The sequence below is a fragment of the Duganella sp. CT11-25 genome (assembly GCF_047302815.1).
GTDB lineage: Bacteria > Pseudomonadota > Gammaproteobacteria > Burkholderiales > Burkholderiaceae_D > Rugamonas.
The window spans coordinates 4780285-4805869 of record NZ_JBKBFD010000001.1 but is presented as its reverse complement, the minus strand read 5'-3'; the positions used below and the strand labels follow the sequence as shown (position 1 = coordinate 4805869).

At 63.6% G+C, this 25585-nt stretch carries 12 protein-coding genes and 1 riboswitch; of the genes, 7 read left to right on the top strand and 5 right to left on the bottom strand.

Annotated elements, in window-relative coordinates:
- Positions 1–62 precede the first annotated feature (62 nt).
- Positions 63–242, top strand: a riboswitch (yybP-ykoY riboswitch).
- Between the two features lie 16 nt (positions 243–258).
- Both ACEN9F_RS20590 and ACEN9F_RS20585 read left to right on the top strand, forming a co-directional pair.
- Positions 259–834 carry a TMEM165/GDT1 family protein gene (locus tag ACEN9F_RS20590; RefSeq protein ID WP_413422830.1) on the top strand — a complete coding sequence of 192 codons (576 nt, stop codon included), beginning with the start codon at positions 259–261 and terminating at the stop codon, positions 832–834.
- 98 nt (positions 835–932) lie between these two features.
- Entirely contained in the window at positions 933–1232 is a 300-nt protein-coding gene (locus ACEN9F_RS20585) for a PEP-CTERM sorting domain-containing protein (RefSeq protein ID WP_413422828.1), read from the top strand.
- A gap of 15 nt (positions 1233–1247) precedes the next feature.
- On the opposite strand, the gene ACEN9F_RS20580 is transcribed toward ACEN9F_RS20585, so the two are convergent.
- The 3 genes from ACEN9F_RS20580 to ACEN9F_RS20570 form a co-directional block, all read right to left on the bottom strand.
- Entirely contained in the window at positions 1248–3407 is a 2160-nt protein-coding gene (locus tag ACEN9F_RS20580) for a CehA/McbA family metallohydrolase (protein ID WP_413422826.1), read from the bottom strand.
- A gap of 208 nt (positions 3408–3615) precedes the next feature.
- The gene (locus tag ACEN9F_RS20575; RefSeq protein WP_413427121.1) at positions 3616–12351 is read right to left on the bottom strand and encodes a GH36-type glycosyl hydrolase domain-containing protein; all 8736 of its coding nucleotides are present in this window, start codon (positions 12349–12351) and stop codon (positions 3616–3618) included.
- Positions 12352–12540: 189 nt separating this feature from the next.
- Positions 12541–14628, bottom strand: a complete 2088-nt coding sequence (locus ACEN9F_RS20570) for an aminotransferase class V-fold PLP-dependent enzyme (protein WP_413422824.1) — start codon at positions 14626–14628, stop codon at positions 12541–12543.
- A gap of 120 nt (positions 14629–14748) precedes the next feature.
- On the opposite strand from ACEN9F_RS20570, the gene ACEN9F_RS20565 reads away from it, so the two are divergent.
- From ACEN9F_RS20565 to ACEN9F_RS20550, 4 genes are all read left to right on the top strand, one after another.
- The gene (locus ACEN9F_RS20565) at positions 14749–15225 is read left to right on the top strand and encodes an Lrp/AsnC family transcriptional regulator (RefSeq protein WP_413422821.1); all 477 of its coding nucleotides are present in this window, start codon (positions 14749–14751) and stop codon (positions 15223–15225) included.
- A 60-nt stretch (positions 15226–15285) separates the two neighbouring features.
- Positions 15286–16458, top strand: a complete 1173-nt coding sequence (locus ACEN9F_RS20560) for an HPP family protein (protein WP_413422819.1) — start codon at positions 15286–15288, stop codon at positions 16456–16458.
- An 82-nt stretch (positions 16459–16540) separates the two neighbouring features.
- Entirely contained in the window at positions 16541–18343 is a 1803-nt protein-coding gene (locus tag ACEN9F_RS20555) for a DUF885 domain-containing protein (RefSeq protein ID WP_413422817.1), read from the top strand.
- Between the two features lie 236 nt (positions 18344–18579).
- Positions 18580–19995: an ATP-binding protein gene (locus ACEN9F_RS20550; protein ID WP_413422815.1), complete on the top strand. Its 1416-nt coding sequence runs from the start codon at positions 18580–18582 to the stop codon at positions 19993–19995.
- Here the strand turns inward: ACEN9F_RS20550 and ACEN9F_RS20545 are convergent, their stop codons facing one another.
- The gene (locus ACEN9F_RS20545) at positions 19996–20610 is read right to left on the bottom strand and encodes an ArsR family transcriptional regulator (RefSeq protein ID WP_413422813.1); all 615 of its coding nucleotides are present in this window, start codon (positions 20608–20610) and stop codon (positions 19996–19998) included.
- Between the two features lie 199 nt (positions 20611–20809).
- Here ACEN9F_RS20545 and ACEN9F_RS20540 point away from each other — a divergent pair, with 199 nt between their 5' ends.
- Positions 20810–21241: a hypothetical protein gene (locus ACEN9F_RS20540; RefSeq protein WP_413422812.1), complete on the top strand. Its 432-nt coding sequence runs from the start codon at positions 20810–20812 to the stop codon at positions 21239–21241.
- A gap of 61 nt (positions 21242–21302) precedes the next feature.
- Here the strand turns inward: ACEN9F_RS20540 and rpoC are convergent, their stop codons facing one another.
- Positions 21303–25535 carry a DNA-directed RNA polymerase subunit beta' gene (rpoC, locus tag ACEN9F_RS20535; RefSeq protein WP_413422810.1) on the bottom strand — a complete coding sequence of 1411 codons (4233 nt, stop codon included), beginning with the start codon at positions 25533–25535 and terminating at the stop codon, positions 21303–21305.
- Positions 25536–25585: the final 50 nt, after the last annotated feature.

Below are 25585 nucleotides of genomic sequence, written 5' to 3'. Positions count from 1 at the left end.
CGAAGCAGAATAGCATAGCCATGTATCTGCGATGTGTACAGCGGCTAACCTATGATATGATGCCGCCTGAAATTGGGGAGTAGTCGGCTTGCGTCATCCCTGGCGCGAGAACCTGTGTCAACATAATCGGTCCGCAGACCGTGGTGCAGGTGGTTGAAAAACTTGACGAGACCATGATCACAGCGCGGCCATTCTGGGCCGGAGCCGCGCTTGGATCATTGGTTAATCGTTCCGGCCCGCGTACTTCATACAAACCCAATGGAAGCTTTCCTCGTCTCCACAGGCATCGTCGCTCTCGCTGAAATCGGCGACAAAACCCAGCTGCTCGCCTTCGTCCTGGCCGCCAAGTTCCGCCGCCCGCTGCCCATCATCGCCGCGATTTTCGTCGCCACCATCGCCAACCATGCGTTTGCGGCCGCCATCGGCACCTGGATCACCAGCCTGCTCGGGCCCAATGTGCTGCGCTGGGTGCTGGGCGCGTCCTTCATCGCAATGGCCGCGTGGACGCTGGTGCCGGACAAGATCGACGATGACGACGTCCCGCTGGCCAAATACGGCGTGTTCCTGACCACGCTGATCGCCTTCTTCATCGCCGAGATGGGCGACAAGACCCAGGTCGCCACGGTGGCGCTGGCGGCCCGCTACGACAGCCTGGTGGCCGTGGTCTGCGGCACCACCTTCGGCATGATGCTGGCCAATGTGCCGGCGGTTTACCTGGGCGACAAGATCGCCAACCGGGTCCCGCTCAAGCTCGTACATGGCATTGCAGCATTTATATTTGCCGTGCTGGGAGTGGCTACGCTGCTGGGCGCAGGCGAAAAACTGGGTATGTAACGCCCGAAAATTTACATTTTTTCTGTGCGTTGCCGCACCGACCAATCAACATTAACAATATATTATTATTGTTCTTTGGATACAGATTGCGAGGTTATATGGCATTGATGAGCAAATTGGCGGCGCTGGCATTGTGCGCCGCCGCCATGTTGAACGTTCACGCCAGCCCTGCCGTGATCACCGCGGTAACCCATGTGCAGGCATCGTCCCCATATCAGCAGGCCGCCGTACGGTCTGCCCCCACGCAGGCACAGGCCATGTCCCGTCCTGCGGCAAACGCCCCGGCACCGTCGCCCGTGCCGGAACCCATCCACTACAAACTCATGCTGCTTGGCCTGGCGATGTTGCTAGCGCTTGGCCGACGCGGCGCCACGCCGTCCAAGCCCTGGACCAAGTAAGCGTAAGCCTCAGGCTTACTGCGCGATCAGACTAACGTCATCGATCAGGAAGGACGTCGCTACCGTCGATCCTTCCACCCCTTCAAAGTAGATGCGCACCGTCTGGCCCTTGTAGGCCGACAGGTCGAAACTCTTCTGCACGTAGGCGCTGCCCTTGTTCAGGTTCGAGTAGGTGCCCAGCGTGGCCAACACCGCGTTGGCCGTGCTGCGCACCTGCACCTTCAGCGTGTCGTAGGCGGTGGTGGTCGTGGTTTCGCTGGAGACCACCTTCAGCCAGAACGACAGATTGGCGCTGGCGGCGGACGACGGGATCGTCACCGCTTGGTACAGCGTATCGGTATGCGCGCTGCCGTAGCCGTCCAGCCATGCCTTGTAGGTGCCGCCATGCCCCGCCTGGCTCGCATCCGATGAGATCACGCCGGACGTCGCCGTCCATGACGCGGCGCCCGATTCGAATCCACCATTGACGATCAGCTCCGTCGCCACCGGCGGCGTGGTGCCGCCGCCGCTGGTCTGCGTGACCCAGATCGGCGCCGACCACAGGATATTGCCGTCGTTCTGCGTCAGCTTGGCGTAGTAAAAGTGCTCGCCGACTGCAGGCGTGAGCGTGGTGCTGGCGGTGGTGGAGAGCTGCGTCACCGTGCCGTTGCGGCCCGGTACACCCTCGTAGATCTTCACCGTCGATACCGTCTTGCCGCTGCTGCTGGCGAAGTTGGCGATCAGGTTCAGCGTGCCGCTGTTGGTGAAGCGCTCGCCCATCACATGGCCGTTGGCGGTCAGGATCAGTTGCGAGGTCTTGTCCATGGTCGCGAACACGCGGCGCGCCTTGATGGCGGCGATCATGCTGGCTGACGACAGCGTGGTGCCGGTCGGGATCAGCACACCGGTGCGATTGGTGTACGAGGCGCCCCAGTTGGCGCAGTGGTTATCCTGGTCGGTGGAGAAGGCCACGTGGAAGCCCGCCTCCAGCGCCTTGTTGCAGGCGCCTTCGTAGGTGCTGCGGCTGGTCTCGGTCTCGCTGGTGTTGGTCGAGAAGGCGGAGGTGTTGAGCACCTCGCACAGGGCCATGGCCTGGTCGCCGTCCGCCGTGAAGCCGAACGGCGTGCTGTTGACCAGGAACTGGCCGGAGGTTTCCGGATGATTGAACTGGCCCACCCAGCCGCGCTGGCGCATCAGCGTGTACACGGCGGCATAGTCGTTCTTCGGCGTCAGCGTGTCGGCGATCAGCTGGCCGCTGCTGTTGCTCTCCCAGCCCAGCAGCTCGGTGGTGTTGAAGATGTTCATATGGCCGCCGTTGTTGATGACGCCCCACTCCAGGCCATACATCCCCAGGAAGCCGGGGTGGGCGCTGTTGTAGTTCGCGGCCGCGGTCAGGCCGGACTGGAACAGCGCCTTGGCGACGGCAGGATCGGCCGAGGCGTTGGTGCTGTCGGAACCGTCGTACATGTGATTGTGCTCGGACGCCATCAGGAAATCGAGGCCCCTGCCCTGCGCGTAGGCATAGGCGTCGGCCGGGCCGAGCGCCGCGCTTTGCGGATTCTGCGCGCCGGTGCAGCTGGCCAGCGGACCGCCGCCGTCGCTGTGATTGGTCTGGCTGTGCAGGTTGCCGAGGTAGACGGTGTACGGCAGCGATGCCGTCGCCGCCACCGCACCCTGCACCACCCTGCCGTCGGTACGCGCCGCGCGCGCCACTGGGTGCGACGTCGGCAGCGCCTTGAAGGCGGGCATGGGCTGCGCCTGCGCCTGGCCCACGGAGATGTCCCAGCTTTGCTCGATGGCCTCGTCGCCGGTCACGGCGCGCATGCGCGCCTGGTACACGCCGTCGCTCAGGATCAAGCCGTTGGCGCGGCCGTCCCAGGCGATGGCGACATCGACCGGCTTGCCGCCGATGCGCTGCACACCCTGCCACTGCTGCACCACCACGCCGTCCGGGCTGACCAGTTCCAGCCGCCAGTTCACATCCTGCTCGCTCTCCAGCAGCGGAAAATCGAACGCCAGCTTGAAGGTACGTGCCTCGGGACGATCCTGGCCGCCGCTGGCGTCGGCGGTGAACGGCGCGTGCAGCGTCGCCTCGAATTCATGGTGATCGGCCTTGGACGCATGGGCCACGCTGGTGACCCCGGAGGACAACATTAACGCCATCGCAAGCCGGGACAGCAACTTAGATTTGTTCATTGTTTTCTCTCCTCTCTCTGCGGTTGGGAATGCCAATCTTGGCAACTATGCATGACAGGAAGATGACAAACAAATACGATTATTCTTGGCTATTCAGATGTCTTTCAAATAAATGTGCCGACGCCCGGAGAGTGCGCCGCAACAGCAGGAAGCCTTATGCTACCTGCTGTTGCGGCGATGCTGAAAATGTCCGGAATGGGACAGAATGTTAAGAATGGGACGCCGGCGGCAGCAGCAGTTCGACCTGGTGCACGCTGCCGGTATCGCTCAGTTCTATCATCTGGTCGTGCTGCGGCACGCCGTCCACCGTCAGCAACGGCGCCCCGCCCTCGGCCTTCACCACGCGGATCACATACGTCGAACCGCCATGGCGGTAGCTCAGCGTGAACGTGTTCCAGCCTTCCGGCATGCGCGGCGCCATCGTCAGGTGATGCGCGGTGCGCGTCAATCCCAATAGCGATTCGATGATCAGGCGGTACATCCAGCCCGACGAGCCGGTGTACCAGCTCCAGCCGCCGCGCCCCACGTGCGGCGCCACCGCGTAGACGTCGGCCGTCACCACGTACGGCTCCACCTTGTATTTCGCCGCGCCTTCCGCCGTCCCGCCGTGCATGACCGGATTGATCATGCGCGCCAGTTCCCATGCGCGTTCCGTGTCGCCCAGGCGGGCGAAGGCCATCGCGGTCCAGATCGCGGCGTGGGTGTACTGGCCACCGTTCTCGCGCACGCCCGGCACGTAACCACGGATGTAGCCCGGATTCGGCCCGTTCTTGTCGAACGGCGGATCGAGCAGCTGGATGATCCCTGAGTCACGCCGCACCAGGCGCTGGTTGACCTGCTCCATCGCGCCGCGTACCCGCACCGGATCGGCGGCGCCGGACAGCACGCCCCAGCTTTGCGAGATCGAGTCGATCTGGCATTCCTCGTTGGTGTGCGAGCCAAGCGGCGTGCCGTCGTCGAAGTAGGCGCGGCGATACCATTCGCCGTCCCATGCGTTCTGCTCGACGTTGGCGGCCAGCTTCTTCGCATGGTCGCGGCATTCGGTCGCGAAGTCCACGTCATGGCGCAGCTCCGCCACTTCGGCGAAGCGCTTCAGCACTTCGCACAGGAAGAAGGCCAGCCACACACTCTCCCCCTTGCCATGTTCGCCGACCTTGTCCATGCCATCGTTCCAGTCGCAGGAACCGATCAGCGGCAGGCCGTGCTCGCCGAAGCGCAGGCCGTTGCGGATCGCCCGCACGCAATGGTCGTACAGCGTGCCTTGCTCGCTGGAGCGGGCCGGCATGTCGTAGTACGAATCCTCTTCCGGCTTGACGGGACGCCCTTCCAGGTAAGGCGCCGTTTCATCCAGCACGCCGATGTCGCCGGTGCCGATCACATAGCGCCAGGCGCCCAGCGGCAGCCAGAGGTAGTCGTCCGAGCAGTGCGTGCGCACGCCACGGTCCGACGGCGGATGCCACCAGTGCTGCACATCGCCTTCCAGGAACTGGTGCGCGGCGCAGAGCATCAGCTGGTCGCGCAGCAGCTGCGGTTGCGTGTGGATGGTGGCCATCGCATCCTGCAGTTGGTCGCGGAAGCCGAAGGCGCCGCCGGACTGGTAGTAGCCGCTGCGCGCCCAGATGCGGCAGGCGATGGTCTGGTACATCAGCCAGCCATTGGCGATGACGTCCAGTTCCGGTTCCGGCGTCTGGATCTGCACCGCGCCCAGTGTCTGTTGCCAATGCGCGTGGACGGCGGCCAGCGCTTCCTGTGCGGCGCCGGCGCTGCGATGCTTCTGTACCAGGCTGCTGGCATCCGCATTGCGTCGGCCCGCCACGCCCAGCACGAAGACGATCTCGCGCTCCTGACCCGGCAGCAGGTCGAACGGGGCCTGGATCGCGGCGCAGGCATCGAGCCCGGCGCCGACCTTGCCCGACAGGCGCGAACGGCGCAGCGCGGCCGGCGCGGCCAAGGTGCCGTTGCGGCCCATGAACTCGGTGCGGTCGCCGCTGACGCTGCGCAGCGTGGCGTCGCAATTGAAGAAGGCGACGCGGCCGGTGAACTCGGTGTTGTAGGGGTTCTTGGCGAACATCGCGCCGCTGACCGGATCGACCTCGGTGATGATGTGCATGCCGGACTTGGAGCGCATGTCGCCCAGCACCCACTCGACGTAGCCGGTGGCCGACAGGCGCCGCGTCACCAGCGAATCGTTGCGCACCTTGAGCACCGTGTACTTGATCGGCGCATCGACTGCGACGAAGGTGGTCATCTCGGTGTAGATGCCGGCCTCGATATGTTCGAACACGCTGTAGCCGAAGCCGTGCCGCGTGACGTAGACGCCGTTGCCGCGCGCCGGCAAGGCGGTCGGCGACCAGAACTGGCCGCTCTGCTCATCGCGCAGGTAGAACGCTTCGCCGCTGCCGTCGCTGACCGGATCGTTGTGCCACGGCGTCAGGCGGAACTCGTGCGCGTTCTCGTGCCAGGTGTAGGCCTGGCCGCTTTCAGAGATCACGGTGCCGAACTGCGGATTGGCCAGCACGTTGGACCATGGCGCCGGCGTGCGCTGGGCTTCGCTGGTGGTGATCACGTATTCCTTGCCGTCCCTGGTGAAGCCGCCGATGCCGTTCTCCAGCATCAGCTTGCGCGCGGGATGCGTGACCGGGCCGGCGTCCGCATATTCGCCCCGGCTGTCCGCCATCAACGGCGGCATGCGCATGGCCGGCGGGCCGGGACGCTTGATCTGCTCGGCCAGCGTGCCACGGCTGTCGCTGAGGATGGCGCGCGCCACCGATTGCAGCAGCACGCGGTCTTCGTTGGCGATCTGGTCGGCCAGGCGCACGAAGATGCCGCCAGGGCGGTCGATCGCCTGGGCGTCGATGCCGGAGGCGATCAGGCCCATGATCTGTTCATGCAGCAGCTGGCGGTAGCCCGACTGGTCTTCGTACCAGATGACCAGGTCGACCACCAGCCCCTTCAGGCGCCAATAGGCGTGCGCCTGCACCATCTGGCGCGCCAGTTCGATGTTGGCCGGGTCCTTGATCTGCAGCAGCACGATCGGCAGGTCGCCGGAGATCGCGTACGCCCACAGGCCGGACTGGCCGCGCTGGTTCTTGATCAGCGTGCCGGCGTCGGCGCGCAGCGCGGCGTTCGGGTAGATCACCGAGTTGGCCAGGCGGCCGTACAGCTGGGCGTCCGCTTCGCTGGCGTTCAGCTGGCGCAGCACCACCTGGCTATGGGTCCACGCCAGTTCGAACACGCGGTCGGCCAGATGGCGGTCCTGGTATTTGTCGATCAGGTGCAGCGCGGCGTCGCGCTGCTCCGTCATGCCGGTGACGATGTCGACGATCGCAACCTGGTCGGGCTGCAGCGTGATGGTGTAGCGGATCGCCACCACCGGATCGAGCACCGAACCCTCGCCACCGCTCAGCGGGCCGTCGTCCAGCATGGCGCTTGGCGCCACCGCCGTGTTGCCACGGCCGATGAAGCGCGAGCGGTCGGTTTCGAACGAGACCTTGCTCACCGGCGCGTCGTGCACCATCATCGAGTGCATCAGCCACGGCATCAGGTCATTCGGACCGCGCGGGCGGCGGGTGCAGAGGATGGCGTTTTCGTGCTTCAGAATCTCGGTCTGCACGAACAGCTTGCTGAAGGCCTGGTGCGCATTGTCCGCCGCAGCGGGCGCCATCACCACTTCGGCATAGCTGGTCACTTCGATGGTGCGCACGCGGTCGGACTTGTTGGTGATGCGGGTGCGGCGCAGTTCGATATCGTCTTCCGGCGAGACCACGATTTCCGTGTACAGGTCCAGCCCCCGGTCGGAGCGGCGGAACTCGGCGCGGCCTTCGGAGAAGATCACTTCATGCTTGCGTGGATCGACCAGCGTCGGTTGATAGGTGGTGGACCAGAATTCGCCGTCGTCCAGGTCGCGCACGTAGCAGAAGTTGCCCCAGTTGTCGCGCGTGCTGTCTTCGCGCCAGCGCGTCACGGCCAGGTCCTTCCAGCGGCTGTAGCTGCCGCCGGCGTTGGTGACCATGACGTGATAGCGGCCGTTGGACAGCAGCTGCGTTTCCGGCACCGGCGTCGAATGCTGCGCCAGTATGCGCATCGGCATCGCCTGCTCCGGCGCGCTGGAGCGGATCGCCGCCAGCTCGGTGGTGTTGGAGTAGAAGGCGCCCGCCTGCGGGCTGCGTTCCTGCAGCACCAGCAAGGTCGATTGCAGCAGCGGGTCGGACTCGAAGCGGCGCTGCATCGGCCGGTCGTGCAGCAGGTAGCTCAGCGCCAGCAGTCCCATGCCCTGGTGGTGGACCATGAAGGAACGGATGATGGCGGCGCTCTGCCCGCGCGGCAGGCGCGATGGCGTGTAGTCGATCGCCTCGAAGAAGCCGTAGCGGCCCATATAGCCCATCTCCGCCATCTTCTGCAGGTTGGCGCATGCCGCTTCCGGCTGCACCATCAGGCCCAGCATGGTGGCGTATGGCGCGATCACCAGGTCGTCGGCCAAGCCGCGCTTCAGGCCCAGGCCAGGCACGCCGAAGGCGCGGTACTGGTAATTGAGGCTGGCGTCGACCGTGTTGTAGCCGGATTCGGAAATCCCCCACGGTACGCTGCGGTTCTTGCCGTAGTCGATCTGCGCGTCGATCACCGCATGGTAGGTCTGGTCGAGCAGCGTGCTCGGATAGTTCGGCATCACCAGCAGCGGCATCAGGTACTCGAACATCGAGCCGCTCCAGGACAGCAGCACCGGCTTGCCGGAAACGATGCACAACTGGCGGCCCAACGCGAACCAGTGCTCCTGCGGCAGCTGCCCCTGCGCGATGGCGACGAAGCTGGCCAGGCGCACTTCGGAGGCGAGCAAATCGTAGTAGCTGGCGTCCAGCCTGCGCTCGCTGACGTTGTAGCCGATCGCCAGCAGGTTGGTGGTGGTGTTGTAGAGGAAGCCGTACTCCACCTGCGCGAAGGCGGTGCAGCGCTGCGCCAGTTCGGCCAATGCTCGCATGCGCTCGTGCGCGGCGGCGCTGCCTTGCTCGAACAGCTGCGCCAGCTGCTGCTGACGTTCGCGTTCGGCCGGTGCCAGGTCGCTGACCGGGATCGCGGCGGTGGCGTGCGCCAGGCCGGCCAGTTCGCGCAACGTCGGCATGCGGGTGACGCTGGTGTCGAATACCTCATCGGCGGGCAGCGTGGCCCACGGCGTGAACACAGTCAGTTCATCCATCGCGGCGCGGCATTGCTGCGTCAGCGAGGCTGCCCACATGGCGGCGGCCTCGCCTTGCGCATCGGCGTGCGACTGGAAGGCTTCCGCAGCGGTGGCCACGCGCGTCAGCCACAGGTTCAGCTGCTGCACGTTGGAGGCATCCGGCGCCGGCGACAGCACCGCCAGCAGGGCGTTGAGGTCTTGCGGATCGCTGCGGGCTTCCGCATCCGGCTCGGCTTGCGCCGGGTCGGATGCGGCGCCGCCGGTCTGCGGCGCCTGCGCCGGCGTGGCGCCGCTCAGGGTTTCCTGCAGCACGCGCACGGTGGCGACGATGCCGTCGACGATTTGCGGGCCGAGCACCGGCTGGTCGTACATGCCGGTCAGGCCGGGCTGCAATGTCAGCAGGTGGCCGGCCAGGTTGCCGCTGTCCACGGTCGAGATATAAATCGGATGCAGCGGCTTCAGGGTCTGCGTGTCGTACCAGTTGTAGAAGTGGCCCTGATGACGTTCCAGCTTGTCCAGCGTGGTCAGCGTGTTGCCGGTGCGCGTGATCAGCTGGGCCACCGTGATGTAGCCGAAATCGGTCGCGCTCAGGTTGGCCAGCAAGGCCATGCCGATATTGGTCGGCGAGGTGCGGTGCGCGATCACTTGCGCGGGGTGCTCCTGCATATTATCCGGCGGCAGCCAGTTGTCCTCGGGGCCGACGAAACGGTCGAAGTAGGCCCAGGTGCGGCGCGCCAGCTTGTGCAGGAATTGATTCTGCTCCGGCGTCAGGTCCGCGTGCTTGCGTGCGATAGGACGGCTGATCCAGTCCGCCACGGCGGGCGCCAGCAGCCACGCCAGCAGGAACAGCGAGGCCGGCGCCAGGCTGGCCGGACGCCAGCCCAGCAAAGCGCCGCCGACGAACAGCGCCAGCACCGGCGCCGCCCACATCGTGCGCCAGATGCTGGCGGTGCCGGCGGCGGCGCGCGCCAGGCCGGAGGCGCGCCATTCCAGCAGATGGCGGTGCGAAACCGTCATGCGCCAGATGCTGCGCAGGATCGCGTCCATGCTGAAGTAGGCCTCGTACGGCAGGAACACCAGCATCAGGATCGCGTGCGAGAACTGCAGGCCGGCGCGGCGCATCGAAGCGCGCAGGTGCTGGCTCCACAGCGTGTCCTCCGGACGGCGGAACAGGTCGTGCACGACGCTGACCAGCGGCGGCGCGAAGATCACGGCCAGCACGGCGCCGGTCCACATCCATGGATCCGGCAGCCAGCGCCAGGCGGTGATCAGCGACAGCACCAACGCCGGCGCGGTCAGGCTGCGGCGCAGGTTGTCGAACAGCTTCCAGCGCGACAGCAGCGACAGCGGATTGCGTTCGCGCTTGCCGCTGCCATTGGGCACGCGGCCGAACAGCCAGGACACCAGCTGCCAGTCGCCGCGTATCCAGCGCTGGCGGCGGCTGACGTCGTCGCTGTAGCGGGCCGGGTACTCCTCGTACAGCTGGGCGTCGCTCAGCAGGCCGGCGCGCAGGTAGCAGCCTTCCAGCAGGTCGTGGCTGAGGATCTGGTTGTCCGGCAGGCGGTTGGCCAGCACTTGCCCGAACACGTCGACATCGTAGATGCCCTTGCCGATAAAGGAGCCTTCGAAGAACACGTCCTGGTACACGTCCGACACGGTGCGCGTGTAGGGATCGATGCCCGGTTCGCCGCCGCACAGCTTTTCGTAGCGCGAGGCGTTCTCGCTCGGCAGGCTGACGGCCACGCGCGGCTGCAAGATGCCGTAGCCTTCGACCACGCGACCGCGCGCGGCATCGAAGCGCGGACGGTTGAGCGGATGCTGCATGGTGGCGACGAACTGCGCCGCCGCATCGCGCGGCAGCTGGGTGTCGGTATCGAGCGTGATGACGTACTTGATGCTTTCCAGTTCGCTGGTATCGCCAACCACCAGCGAGAATTTGTCGCGCGCGCCGCCGCGCAGGAAGCGGTTCAGGTCCAGCAGCTTGCCGCGCTTGCGCTCATAGCCCATCCACACGCCTTCCTGCTGATTCCACAGGCGCGGGCGGTGCAGCAGCAGGAACGGCGCAGCCGGGTCGCCGTTCGGATGGGTGGCGTACTTGCGATTCAGGTCCGTCACGCAGCGCTGCATCTGCTCCAACAGCGCTGCGTCGCTGACCAGCGTTTCGGCGGCGGCGTCGGCGAAGTCGGTCAGCAGGCAGAACACCAGGTTGGGATCGCGGTTGGCGAGGAAGCGCACTTCCAGCTGCTCGCACAGGTCGGCGACATTCTCTTTGCTGTAAGCCAGCGTCGGCACCACCACCAGCGCTCGGGCGTCGGCCGGAATGCCTTCCTTGTAGTCCATGCGCGGCAGCGGGTGCGGGCGCGTGACCAGCGTGGCGACCCAGTTCACGAGGCTGAGCGCAAGCTGGCTGCTGCCCAGCAGCGCCAGCACGCCCAGCGCCACCAGCACCACGCCGCTGGCGCCGTGGTTGGAGGCGCGCTCCAGCAGCAACGCGGTCGAGACCAGCGCGATGGCGGCGATGGCGCCGAGATAGGATGTCAGCGGCGACGCGCGCGAGGTTTCCTGCAAGGCCTCCAGCAGCGGGCGGCGCATGCCGGCCTGCTTCTCCAGCGCGGCCTGGCCGCCGCCGATCAGGTAGAAGCCCACGTGGCCGTGGCGCATATTGCCGCCTTCGTAGTTGGCCTGCGCCAACTGCAAGGCTTGCTGCGCGACTTCCACTTCCGTGTAGCGCGAGCGCTTGGCGATTTTCTCGATCGCGTGGCGGTACTGGTCGCGCGTGGCGAATTCCATTTTGCCGTAGATGTCGGCCGGGTCCTGGCGCAAGGTCTGCTCGACCACGCTCATGGTCTCGACGAACTCCTGCCAATCCATGGTGCCGAGGAAGCGCAGGCTGCCGATGCTGTTGGCGATCGAGACCTGCTCGGCCGCCTGCTGCTGGATCTCGGCCTGGATTTGCTGCTCGATGGTCTGGCCGGTTTCCGCCAGGCGGTGCGTGATCCACGAGAGCGCCAGGGTCAGCGCCGGGCTTTGCCCCTGCAGGCGCCGCGCCAGCTCGGCCACGAAGGCGCTGGTGATCGGCGGATTGGAGCGGGCCATGTCGGCCACCATCAAAATCAGGCCGCTGGGATTTTTCTCCGCGACGTCGGTCATCTGGTCGGCCCAGGTGTTGGCCAGGTCGCGGTGGATGCGGTTGTCGGCCACGCGCGCGGCGACGCGGCGCAGGTTCTCGATCAGCGCGAGGCGCAGCATGATCGGGATCGCCCACAGCTCGCCGAGTTTTAGCGTGGCCACCTCCTGGTAGGCGTCGACGAAGCGGCACAGCGATTCGGGATCGACGCGGCCATCGCCGTGCGAGATGATTTCCAGCGCGATCTTGTAGACGCGCGGACAGCCGTCCGGCGCGCCCTTGCCCAGGCGCGGCAATTCCTTGCTGTAGTCCTTCGGAAGGTGACGGCGGGCAATGCGGATCTGTTCTTCGATCAGATAGAAATTATCCAGCAGCCATTCGGAAGCGGGCGTGATCTGACGGCTGGCCTTGACGGCGGCGGTCAGCTCATCGCAGGTGGCATCGATGATGGCGGCGTTTTCCGACAGCCGCGACAACAGGCGGTCGCGGCCGCCACGCTTGCTCAGCTCGTGATGGGTGGCCAGCGTCTTGCCGTGGGCCGCCATCTGGGCGGCGCTGAAGAGCTCCGCGCGCAGTGGCAGGTCTTCGTCATCTTCATCGGATAACAGGGCGCCGGTGGGGGATTCGCGGAAGCCGAGGGTCATCTCGGGCAGCAATGGATTGGACTTGTTCAACTTGGGGCCTCGCTTCGATTCTGCGAATGGGAAATTATGGTTCAAGGCATCGTACGGGGGCGCACGCCACGCGACTGTACGGTGACGAACATAAGGGGCCGGCCATAAAAAAAGGGCCGCATAAGCGGCCCCAAAAGGAAGAAACAAAACTGCGGTGGATCAGGCGGCCATGGCTAGCGGGACGAGCGCGAGGCCGCCGGTCAGGCTGTAGGATTGTTGGTGCCCAAGGCGGCGCAGGCATTGGGCCGCCTTCATGCTGCGGTTGCCGCTGCGGCAGAAAAACACCAGCGGCGCTTGTTCGCCGCGCAGCCATGCACTGGCGTGCTCGGCCAGACGATTCAGCGGTACGCTTTGAGCGATGCGCCCCGCCGGGCCCGGCGTGATTGTGGCGGCAAATTCGTAGGGCTCGCGCACGTCGATCAAGACCGCTTCGGGATGCGCTTGCAGGAAGGCGTCCAGCGCGGCGTTGTCGAGTTGCGCATCGGAAGCGAAGGTTGCTGCTGGATGCGCAATCATGCTGGTGCAGAACTGATTCTGCTCGTCGCGCGTCGGACACAGCAACGTTTGCTCCGCGCTGACCGCGCTCAACATTTGCTGCGCGGGACGGGCGCTGAAGGCGAAGCGCACCGATGCCGCCGGCAAGCGCGCGCCATCGGCGGTGCCCAGCAGGTAGGCGCGCAGCTCGTCGCCGGTGCCGCAGGACACGCTGGCCAGTACCTGGGTGCCGAGCTGGATCGCGCGGACGGCAATGCCGTTTTCCAGCGTCAAGGTCTTGGCGGCGATCGGCCAGCCGTACTCATCCGCTTCCGCGTGGCGGTCGAAGTGGCGGCCCAGCGCATCGACCAGCATGCCGCGGCCGGCGTTGGGCAAGGTGCTGACGATCGCCAGTACCTGGTAGTTCTGGCAACGCACATAGGATTCGATGCGCGAGACCATGTCAGGCAACGGATCGATGACGATGCAGCTGCGGCTGGCGGCGTCCAGCGCCATCCAGCTGCAGGCGCCCTCCACGCCCAGTTGCAGCAAGCCGTCGTGCGGCACGGCGGTGCGTTCGGACGGGATCAGGCAACTGGCGCGCAAGGCGGCGCCGCAGCGCTCGATGCGGGCGCAGGCGGCGCTGATCATGGCGTCGTCGGCCAGCGGGCCGAAGGACATGCGGATCGCGCCGGCGCTGCGCCACAGCGGCAAGCCCATCGCGTCCAGCACGTAGCTCGGCGCGGCCTTGGCCGACGAGCAGGCGCTGCCGGCGCTGACGCGCACCTGGGCGGCGTCGAACACATCCATCAGTTCGCGGCTCGACAAGCCGGGCACGGAAAAGTTCAGCGTGGTCGGCAAGGCTTTGTCGAAGGGATTGTTGAACACCACGCCCGGCAAGGCGGCGCGCAGGCTGTCGGCCAGGCGCGCGCGGAAGCTGCATAGCTCGCCATGGCTGCGGAAGGTGTCGCCCCGCTCCAGCGCGGCCAGCACCACGCCCAGGGCGGCGATGCCGGCCATGTTCTCGGTGCCGGAACGCTGGCCCGCTTCCTGACCACCGCCCATGATCAGCGGCGTGAACGGCGCGCCGGCGCGCACGTACAGCATGCCGATGCCTTTCGGCGCATACAGCTTATGGCCGGAGAACGGCGCGTAATCGATGCGGGTAGACGACAGATGCAGGTCCAGCTTGCCGAGCGCCTGGACGCAGTCGACCAGCCAGTAGGCGGCGCTGTCGGTTTCGGTCAGCACGGTCTCGATGGCGGCCAGGTCGGTGACGACCCCGGTTTCATTATTCGCGGCCATGGTGCAGACCAGCGCGGCCTCACCGGCCAGCTGGCGCAGCATGGACAGGTCGTGCGCGCCGTCGCCGTCGACCGGCAGTTTTTGCAGCGTCAGGTTCAGGCCCAGCAGGCGGTTCCAGTGCGCCAGGCTTTCCGGCACGGCCTTGTGTTCGGTGGCGCCATAGACCAGCAGGCTGCCGATGGCCTCGCCTTTCGACTGGCGCTCGCGCAGGGCGACCAGCGCCGACAGCATCGCGGTCTGGATGCCTTCGGTGGCGCCGCTGTTGAACATCAGGCGCCCATCGCCCACGCCCAGCAGGCGGACGGCGCAGGCGCGCGCCTCGTCCAGCATGGCCTTGGCCTGCAGGCCGGCGGCGTGGGTGCTGCTGGGATTGCCGAAGCGGCGGCCCATGGTGTCGATGGCGGCGTCGATGGCGGCGGGGAGGACGGCGCTGGTGGCGTTGCCGTCGAGGTAGATTTCGGTGGTCATGATTGCAGTAGGTGGTTCGATACACATAGCTTACGCACAGAAGCGGAAATAGTCGTACTAAAATTCTCCTTCCACGCATTACTTGTAGATGTTTTATGCCATTAATGATAAATTTATAGAATGAACTCACTTGACCGCTACGATTACGCTATTTTGTCCGCGCTGCAGGGCGACGGCACGCTGTCCATTGCCCAGCTCAGCGAGAAGGTCGGCCTGTCCACCACGCCGTGCTGGAAACGGGTGCGGCGACTGGAGGAGGAAGGCTATATCGAGAGCCGCGTGGCCATCATCAACCGCCGCAAGGTGGGCTTGCCGGTGACGGTGTTCGTCAGCGTGCGCACCACCCAGCACGACGAGAAATGGTTTGCGCGCTTTGCCGCCGCCGTGGCGGCGCTGCCGGAAGTGCAGGAATTCCACCGCATGAGCGGCGATGTCGACTATCTTTTGAAGGTGGTTACCAGCGATATCGAAGGATATGACCGCTTTTACAAGAAATTGATCAAGTCCGTGCAGCTGACCGGCGTCTCGTCCGCCTTCTCGATGGAACAGATCAAGATCACCACTTCGCTGCCGCTGGAGCTGGTTGCGCACCAATAGAGTGCATAAGCGGACTGGGCATGTGATAATCAATGTCCCATTTCAAATACTTGATTATCCATGCGCGCCTTCCTTGAACGCTGGCTGCCCAGCCCCACCACCGCCAGCCGCCGCGAACAGCTGCGGGCCGCCATCGGCGCCGTGTTCGGCCTGCTGATCACCGCCCTGGTCAGCTATCTGGTACTGCCGCCCACTGGTGTTTCCATCATGATGGTGGCGCCGGTCGGCGCCTCCGCCGTGCTGCTGTTCGCGCTGCCGGCCAGTCCGCTGGCCCAGCCGTGGTCCGCCATCGGCGGCAACGTCGTCAGCGGCCTGGTGGGCGCGGCCTGCGTGCGCTGGCTCGGCGACAGCCTGCCCTTGCCGCTGCTGAGCGGCATCGCCGTCGGCGGCGCCATCGCCGGCATGTTCGTCATGCGCTGCCTGCATCCGCCCGGCGGCGCCGTGGCGCTGACCACCGTGATCGGCGGCCCGGCCGTCCATGCGGCGGGCTTCGCTTTCCCGCTGGTGACGGTGCTGGTCAACACCAGCCTGCTGGCACTGATGGCGATTGCCTACAACAACCTGACCGGGCGCCGCTATCCCCATACGCAGCAGGCCGTGCATCCGAACCTGCACGCGACCAGGGACGCGGCGCCGACGGTACGGCTGGGCTTCAAGCCGGAAGACCTGGATGCCGTGCTCAAGCAATACAACCAGGTGCTGGATATCAGCCGCGACGACCTCGAGTCGCTGTTCATGCAGACCGAGCAACGCGCCTACCAGCGCCGCTTCGGCATCATCAGCTGCGCCGACATCATGTCGCGCGACATCGTCAGCGCCGAGTTCGGCACCAGCCTGGAGGAAGCATGGCAGCAGATGCGCGGACATCGCGTGGCGGCGCTGCCGGTGCTGAACCGCGCGCGGCGCGTGATCGGCATCGTCACCCAGACCGATTTCCTCGAGCATGGCGGACTGGACAACTACGGCAGCATCCGCCAGCAGCTGCAGCGCTTCCTGCGCAAGAGCGGCATCACGCACACCGAGAAAGCCGAAGTGGTCGGCCAGATCATGACCCAGCATCCGACCACCGCGCGGGTGGATACGCCGATCGTCGACCTGGTGCCGATGATGGCCGATTCCGGCTTCCATCACATCCCCATCGTCGACGAAGAGCAGCGATTCGTCGGCATCATCACCCAGTCGGACCTGGTTGCCGCGCTCTACGAGAGCCGTTTCGCCGAAGCGGCGGCCTGATACAAATTTTTTTCCGGCAAGCCGGCGCTATGCCTTATGCTTAGCGCCGCTTGATTCCAACCATATCAACCGGGAAACAAATATGACGCATCCATTCCGCCTTGCCGCCGTCGCCACCGCCCTCACCCTGGCGTTTGCGCCGATCGGCGGCATCGCCGCTACCATACCGGCGGCGCCGCAACTCAGCGCAGCCCCCGCCCACAAAGCGCTGCTGGCCCTTGCCGACCAATACTATGACGCCGCCGCCCGCTTCGAGCCGATCGGCGCGACCGAGAACGGCGACAACCGCTTCGACGACCAGCTGGGCATGAGCATCGCGCCGGCCAGGCGCGCCGCGCAATTCAAGCTGTACCGCGAGTTCGCCGCGCGCCTGAAGACCATCAAGCGCGCGCAGCTGGACACCAGCGACCGCATCAACTTCGACATCCTCGGCTACGAGCTGAAAGGCTTGCTGGCGATGGAGCGCTTCCCCGAGCACTTGCTGCCGATCAACCAGATGGACAGCGTGCCGGTCACGCTCGCCAACTATGCGGGCGGCGAAGCGTCGCAGCCTATCGGCACCGTCAAGGAATACGACGCCTACCTGAGCCGCGTGGCGCAGATGCCGGCCTGGATCGACCAGGCCATCGCCAATATGCGCGAGGGCATGAAGAAAGGCATCACCCAGCCCAAGGCCATCATGATTTCCGGCCTGCCGGCATTCCAGAAGCTGGTCAGCGCGACGCCGGAGGCCAGCATCTTCTACACGCCGGTCACCAAGCTGCCGGCCGCCTTCTCCGACGCCGACAAGCAGCGCCTGACCGCCGCCTACCGCAAGACCGTGGCCGACAAGGTGATGCCGGCGCTGGCGCGCCTGGCGACCTTCCTGGAAAAGGAATACATCCCGGCCTGCCGCACCTCGACCGGCCTCGGCGCCCTGCCGGACGGCGCCGCCTGGTACCAGGCCCGTGTCGCCAACTCCACCACTACGTCGCTTAAACCCGACGAAATCCATGCGATCGGCCTGAAAGAAGTCGCGCGCATCCAGGCCCAGTTCGAAGTGCTGGGCCCGAAACTGGGCTACACCGGCCCTGCGGCCGGCCTGCCGGTATGGGTGGCGGCGCAGCCGAAGTTCTACCCGTTCAAGACCGAGGACGAAGTGCAAGCCGTGTATCACAAGCTGAACGACGTGCTGGACACCAAGCTGCCGCTGATGTTCACGCTGCTGCCTAAAGCCAAGCTGGACCTGCGCCTGGAGCCCGAACTGAGCCGAGCCACCGCCTCCGACCACTACACCGCGCCGGCCGGCGACGGTTCGCGTCCGGGCGTGTTCTGGTCGGTGGTCAACGATCCGGCCAAGTACGGCAGCACCGGCATGACCACGCTGTTCCTGCATGAAGGCAAGCCGGGCCACCATTTCCACATCGCCCTGATGCAGGAACTGAACCTGCCTAACTTCCGCAAGTTCGGCGGCAACAACGCCTTCACCGAAGGCTGGGCGCTGTATTCGGAAACGCTGGGCAAGGAAATGGGCTTGTTCGACGATCCGGCGCAGTACTTCGGCCACCTGAACGACGAGCTGCTGCGCGCTACCCGCCTGGTGGTGGACACCGGCATGCACGCCCAGGGCTGGACCCGCGAGCAAAGCATCCAGTACATGCGCGACACGCTGGGCTACGACGCCGTCGCCAAGAGCGAGACCGAGCGCTACATGGCGTGGCCGGGCCAGGCGCTGGGCTACAAGATCGGTTCGCTGAAGATCGTCGAACTGCGCGAGCGCGCGGCCAAGGCGCTGGGCGACAAGTTCAGCCTGCCGAAATTCCACGCGGTGGTGCTGGGCGACGGCACGCTGCCGCTGGCCCTGCTGGAAGAAAAGGTCGATCGCTGGATCGCCTCACAGAAATAATGCAATAAACAGGCGGGTCGGCCCCCCCGGCCCGCCTTTCCCCATCGCCAAGCAGGAACTTTCCCTTTGAAAGTGAGTGGATGCCTGAAAACCGCACACCTTCACCTGAGAGCGGGTTTGATCATGTTTGAATGACATCCATTTGATCTGGCGCAAAGGGTGGCTTGATATACAAGCGAACAGCCTCGACAAGCGCAATACTGCCGCTACCGTCCAAATCCCGTTGGAATCAGCGCATGCACTCCCTACTGCCCGCCGTGGTCTCCCTGCTCTTCCTGTGCTACGGCAGCTACGTGCTGCATTCGCGTGGAGTCACCCGCATCAGCCTGAGCTTTTTCTTGTTGTGCGCGACCACCTTTTCCTGGCAATTCACCTGGGCCGTGCTGTTCCAGATCAACAACGAGCACGAGGCGCAGGCCCTGGCCAAGCTGGGCTATCTGCTGATCCTGTTCCTGCCGACCACGCTGTACCACTTCGTTGCCGAGCTGACGTCCAAGCGCAGCGAATGCCGCTGGGTGCAGCTGTCGTATATCGTCGCCGGCCTGCTGGGCGTGATCCTGCTGAGCAGCGACTGGATGGTCGCCGGCGTGTATCCCTATTTCTTCGGCTTTTATCCCAAGGCCGGACCGCTGCACCCCTTGCACCTGGTGCAGACCGGCGTGGTGGTCGGACGCGCGCTATGGCTGTTGTACCAACGTCAGCGGCAAGCGGTCTCGACCGAGAGGACGCGGCTGCGCTACTGCCTGGCCAGCCTGCTGATTTACTTTTTCGCATCGGTCGATTACCTGTGCAACTACGGCGTGCAGTTCTATCCGCCCGGCGTGCTGTTCGTGGCGACCAGCCTCGGCCTGATCGCCCAGGCGATGGTGCACCACAACCTGCTGGCGGATCCGATGGAGGTGGCCGCGACCATCGCGCATGAAATGCGCACCCCGCTGGCGACGATACGCAACCAGTCGCGGGTGCTGGCCAAGTGCCTGCCCGAGCTGCTGGCCGGCTACCAGAGCGCGGTCGATCATCGCCACATCGAGGCGGCGTTGCCTGCGGCACAACTCGAATACCTGAGCAAGTTGACCCAGCACATCGAGGCCGAGATCAGCCGCTCCAATTTCATCGTCGACATGATGCTGGCGTCGGCGCGCGCCGGCAGCTTGAACCGTAGCGATTTTGCCAACCATTCAATCAAGAAATGCGTGGATGAAGCGCTGGCCAGTTATCCCTTTGAAAGTTCGATGCGCGACAAGGTGGTGGTCCGGGCGGCCGAGGACTTCACCTTCTTCGGCTCGGACATCCTGCTGGTCTATGTTTTGTACAATCTTTTCAAGAATGCACTGCATGCGATCCAGTCCGCCGGACAAGGGGAATTGGAGATCGCGTTCTTCACCAACGGCACGCAGAAGCAGCTGCTGGTGACCGACACCGGCTCCGGCATTCCAGACGATGTGCTGCCGCATGTATTCGAGCCGTTTTACAGCACGCACCACAACGGCGGCGGAACGGGAATGGGATTGGCGTTTTGCTGGCGCGTGGTTACCGCGTTTGGCGGACAGATCCGGTGCGAATCCAAGGCCGGAAGATATACCCGGTTTTCTTTATCGTTCCCGCATAAACCCATGGCGCCGGCATGGGCCGGCGTCCGGGTATTGGAATAATTATTCGATCAGCGGACTGAATTCATCGCCGCTGACTTTTTCCAGGTCCGTTTCATCGCCCAGCACGTATATTTTCTGTTCGCGTAATACCTGGAGAATAAAAGGCTGTTGCTCGCGCAGGCGGCGCTTAAAGTCTGGAATGGAATATAGATTGGGATTGATTTTACGGCGCAATAAACGTTCGGCGACCGGCAGCCGCGATAATAATTCACCGTAGCTGGTGTTATCGCCGATCAGCAGCAATTCAATCGCGGTATCCATGCCCTCCTGTTCCTTGGCGGTTGCGCCATAAACAAAGGCCACGTTTAAAACATGCTGCAATGGCGCCAGGGCGGAATTCAACACGCTGACCAGGCCGAAGGTTTTTTTCACCAGCCCGCTCAATTCGCCGAAGACGATGCAATCCCGGTTCGGCTTGAAGCGGCGCACGTTACCGATGCGCTCGGAAACGATCACTCCGGACTCATGCAGCCGTTTCAGCTCGCGCTGCGCGGACGCGCTGCCCAAACCGGTCAGGCGCATGATCTCATTCAAGTGGAAGCCTTGATTGACACGTACAAACAGCAAGCCCAGCAGTTTCTGCTGGGCAGGGGTGAAGAGGGCTTGAGCGATCATGAGCCAAATCTTAGCATGAACGAACTATTTTCTGGCGTGTAAAAACAGCCAATTTCCAGGTGCGCGACACCGGAATGCAGGTTTCTTCCCCCTCCTCGATTAGGACACGGCCCGTGGCCCTCGGGGCGGCGGCGTCTTGATGCTAATATGTGCGCAGGGCCAGTTGCCTCCAATAATAACTCTTACAGCAACCACCATAATGAATACATTCCACCGCCCTGTCCTGGCCGTCCTCGCTATAGCCTTGTCTATTCAATCCTGGACGGCACGTGCGCAGGACCAGACACCAAAGTCGATTATCGCGCTGGTCGGTGATACCGACAAGTTCAATATAGGCCAAAACGATTTTTGCGGAGATCGCAACGAAGTCGTATCTCCCAGCGGAAAGCAATTCCGTATCCCGTCGAATAAGCTATCCTTCTTTTATATTCGAACGAAATTCCGCGCGCCGGCCGCAAGTTATATCTGCGAAGGCGACTTTTCCTTTACCCCGTCACCTGGCCAGTTATATATTATCCGCTACACCATGACTGATCGGTGCAAGCTGGAAGTATTTCAAAGCGAGCCGGGCGGCGCTCCGATACCCGTGGCGGTGAATTGGGAAGAATCACGCAGCTGCCTGTTTAAATAAACCAGGCATAAAAAAACGGCACCCGAAGGTGCCGTTTTTATTTTGCGTAGTACTAACTCTATTACGCTTCGTCGCCGTGTGGAGCAACCGTTTCAGTGCTTTCCACATCGCCGCCGGACATCGAGGCTTTTTCGGCCAACAGCAGGGCTTGACGCTCTTCCACTTCCCACGCTTCTTTCTCTTTGCGTGCGCGGTGGAATGCCAGACCCGTACCGCCTGGAATCAGACGACCAACGATGACGTTTTCTTTCAGACCGCGCAGACCGTCGCGCTTGCCCATGATCGCGGCTTCCGTCAGAACGCGGGTAGTTTCCTGGAACGATGCGGCCGAGATGAACGAATCGGTCGACAGCGATGCCTTGGTAATACCCAGCAGAACGTTCTCGTAGGTTGCAGGAATCTTGTTCTCTGCAGTCACGCGATCGTTCTCGTCCAGCAGTTCCGAACGCTCAACCTGCTCGCCAACGATGTAGTTGGTGTCGCCGGCATTGACGATCTGAACACGGCGCAGCATCTGGCGTACGATGACTTCGATGTGCTTGTCGTTAATCTTCACGCCCTGCAGACGGTACACGTCTTGCACTTCGTCAACGATGTAACGCGCCAGCGCTTCGATACCCAGCAGACGCAGGATGTCTTGCGGATCGGCAGGACCGTCCACGATCATCTCGCCCTTGTTCACCACCTGGCCGTCGTGCACCAGCACTTGCTTGTCCTTGGTGATCAGGAACTCGTGCTTGTTGCCGTCCATGTCGGTGATTTCCAGACGCTGCTTACCCTTGGTTTCTTTACCAAATGCAACAGTACCCGTCACTTCCGCCAGCATACCCGCATCTTTCGGCGAACGCGCTTCGAACAGCTCGGCAACGCGCGGCAGACCACCGGTAATATCGCGCGTCTTCTGCGATTCGGTCGGGATACGCGCCAGCACTTCACCGACGGACACTGCCTGGCCATCTTTCACCATGATCAGCGCGCCGACCTGGAAGCCGATCGCCACGGCGTGTTCGGTGCCGGCGATCTTCACTTCATGGCCTTCTTCGTTCAGCAGCTTGACCTGTGGACGCAGGGTCTTGGTCAGCGAACCGCGACGCTTCGCATCGATCACCACCAGGGTCGACAGACCGGTGACTTCGTCGACCTGACGGGCAACGGTCACGCCTTCTTCGACGTTCTCGAAACGCACGGTACCGGCGTATTCGGTAATGATCGGACGGGTCAGCGGATCCCAGGTCGCCAGGGCCGTACCGGCCTTGATCACCAGACCGTCTTTGACGATCAGGGTCGCGCCGTACGGCACCTTGTGACGCTCGCGCTCACGGCCGTGGTCGTCGGTAATCAGCACTTCGCCCGAACGGGAAATGACGATTTGCGCGCCCTTGCCGTTGGTGACGTAACGCATGGTCGAGGTGAAGCGGATGGTACCGTTCGACTTCGCTTCCACCGACGAGGCAACCGCCGCACGCGACGCCGCACCACCGATGTGGAAGGTACGCATGGTCAGCTGGGTACCTGGTTCGCCGATCGACTGCGCAGCGACCACACCGACGGCTTCGCCGGCGTTGACCAGCATGCCGCGGCCCAGATCGCGACCGTAGCACTTGGCGCACAGGCCGAAGCGCGTGTCGCAAGTCAGCGGCGTACGCACCTTGACTTCGTCGATCGACAGACGCTCGATCTCTTCGACCATGTCTTCGTCCATCAGCGTGCCGGCTTCGTACAGCGTAGCCTGGGTCTCTGGATTGACGACGTCGTTGACCACCACGCGGCCGAGGATACGGTCGCGCAGCGCTTCGATCACTTCACCACCCTCGACCATCGCCTTCATCAGCGTGCCGTTGGTCGTGCCGCAATCATCTTCGATCACGACCAGATCCTGGGTCACGTCGACCAGACGACGGGTCAGGTAACCCGAGTTCGCGGTTTTCAGTGCCGTATCGGCCAGACCTTTACGAGCGCCGTGGGTCGAGATGAAGTACTGCAACACGTTCAGGCCTTCGCGGAAGTTCGCGGTAATCGGCGTTTCGATAATCGAACCGTCCGGTTTCGCCATCAGACCACGCATACCTGCCAGCTGGCGAATCTGCGCCGCGGAACCGCGGGCGCCCGAGTCGGCCATCATGTAAATCGCATTGAAGGATTCCTGGGTGGACTTGGTGCCGTCACGCTTGATGACGTCTTCCACTTTCAGCTGGTCCATCATGGCCTTGCCGACTTCATCCGAGGTCTTGCCCCAGATGTCGACCACCTTGTTGTAACGCTCGCCGGCGGTCACCAGACCCGAAGCGTACTGCTGCTCGATCTGCTTGACTTCGGACTCCGCGGCCGAAATCAGGGTGACTTTTTGAGGCGGTACCAGCATGTCGTCCACGCAGATCGAAATACCGGCGCGGGTCGCCAGGCGGAAGCCCGACTGCATCAGCTGGTCGGCAAACACCACCGTCGCGCGCAGGCCGCACTTACGGAACGAGGTGTTGATCAGCTTGGAAATCTCTTTCTTCTTCAGCGCGCGGTTCAGCACGGAGAATGGCAGGCCTTTCGGCAGGATTTCCGACAGGATGGCGCGGCCGACCGTGGTTTCGTAACGGGTCACGGTGCGCACGAATTCGCCCGTCGCTGCATCCTTAGGATTCTCAACGATACGTACGGTGATACGGGTGGTCAGTTCCACTTCCTTGTTGTCGTAGGCACGGATGACTTCCGACACGTCAGGGAACAGCATGCCTTCGTTTTTCGCGTTGATCGCTTCGCGGGTCGCGTAGTACAGACCCAGCACGATATCCTGCGAAGGAACGATCGACGGTTCGCCGTTCGACGGGAACAGGATGTTGTTCGAAGCCAGCATCAAGGTGCGGGCTTCCATCTGCGCTTCGATCGACAGTGGAACGTGGACCGCCATCTGGTCACCGTCGAAGTCGGCGTTGAATGCCGCGCAGACGAGTGGGTGCAGCTGGATGGCCTTGCCTTCGATCAGGACCGGCTCGAAAGCCTGGATGCCCAGACGGTGCAGCGTAGGCGCACGGTTCAGCATGATCGGATGTTCGCGGATCACGTCTTCCAGGATGTCCCAGACCACCGGTTCCTGGATCTCGACCAGCTTCTTGGCGGCCTTGATCGTGGTGGCCAGGCCCATCAGTTCCAGCTTGTTGAAGATGAAGGGCTTGAACAGTTCCAGCGCCATCAGCTTCGGCAGACCGCACTGGTGCAGTTTCAGCTGCGGACCCACCACGATGACCGAACGGCCCGAGTAGTCGACGCGCTTGCCCAGCAAGTTCTGACGGAAGCGGCCGCCCTTACCCTTGATCATCTCAGCCAGCGATTTCAGCGGACGCTTGTTGGCGCCGGTCATCGCTTTGCCGCGACGGCCGTTGTCCAGCAGCGAGTCGACCGCTTCTTGCAGCATGCGCTTTTCGTTGCGCGTGATGATCTCTGGAGCGCGCAGCTCCATCAGGCGTTTCAGGCGGTTGTTGCGGTTGATGACGCGGCGATACAGATCGTTCAGATCCGAGGTCGCGAAGCGGCCACCGTCCAGCGGCACCAGCGGACGCAGTTCCGGCGGCAGCACCGGCAGCACTTCCATGATCATCCACTCAGGCTTGATGCCCGAGCGCTGGAACGCTTCCAGCACTTTCAGGCGCTTGGCGTATTTCTTGATCTTGGCTTCGGACTTCGATTCCTTCAGTTCCACGCGCAGGGTCTCGGCATCGCGGTGGATGTCGATCGAGCGCAGCAGTTCGCGGATACCTTCGGCGCCCATGAAGGCGGTGAAGTCGTCGCCGTACTCTTCGTACTTGGCGGCGTAGTCGTCTTCCGACATGATCTGGCACTTCTTCAGCGGGGTCATGCCTGGATCGGTCACAACGTATGCTTCGAAGTACAGCACGCGTTCGATATCGCGCAGCGTCATGTCCAGGACCATGCCCAGGCGCGACGGCAGCGATTTCAGGAACCAGATGTGCGCGGTCGGCGACGCCAGTTCGATGTGGCCCATGCGCTCGCGGCGCACCTTGGCCAGCGTGACTTCAACGCCGCACTTTTCGCAGATGACGCCGCGGTGCTTGAGGCGCTTGTACTTGCCGCACAGGCATTCGTAGTCCTTGATCGGGCCAAAGATCTTGGCGCAGAACAGACCGTCGCGCTCAGGCTTGAAGGTACGGTAGTTGATGGTTTCCGGCTTTTTAACTTCGCCGTAGGACCACGAACGGATTTTTTCAGGCGAAGCGAGACCGATCTTGATCGCGTCAAAGGTCTCGTTCGTCTGTACTTGCTTGAATAGATCGAGCAGTGCTTTCATGTATCACTCCAGGTAGTGATGAATTCTTTAAACTGCCCCGCCGGCGAAGG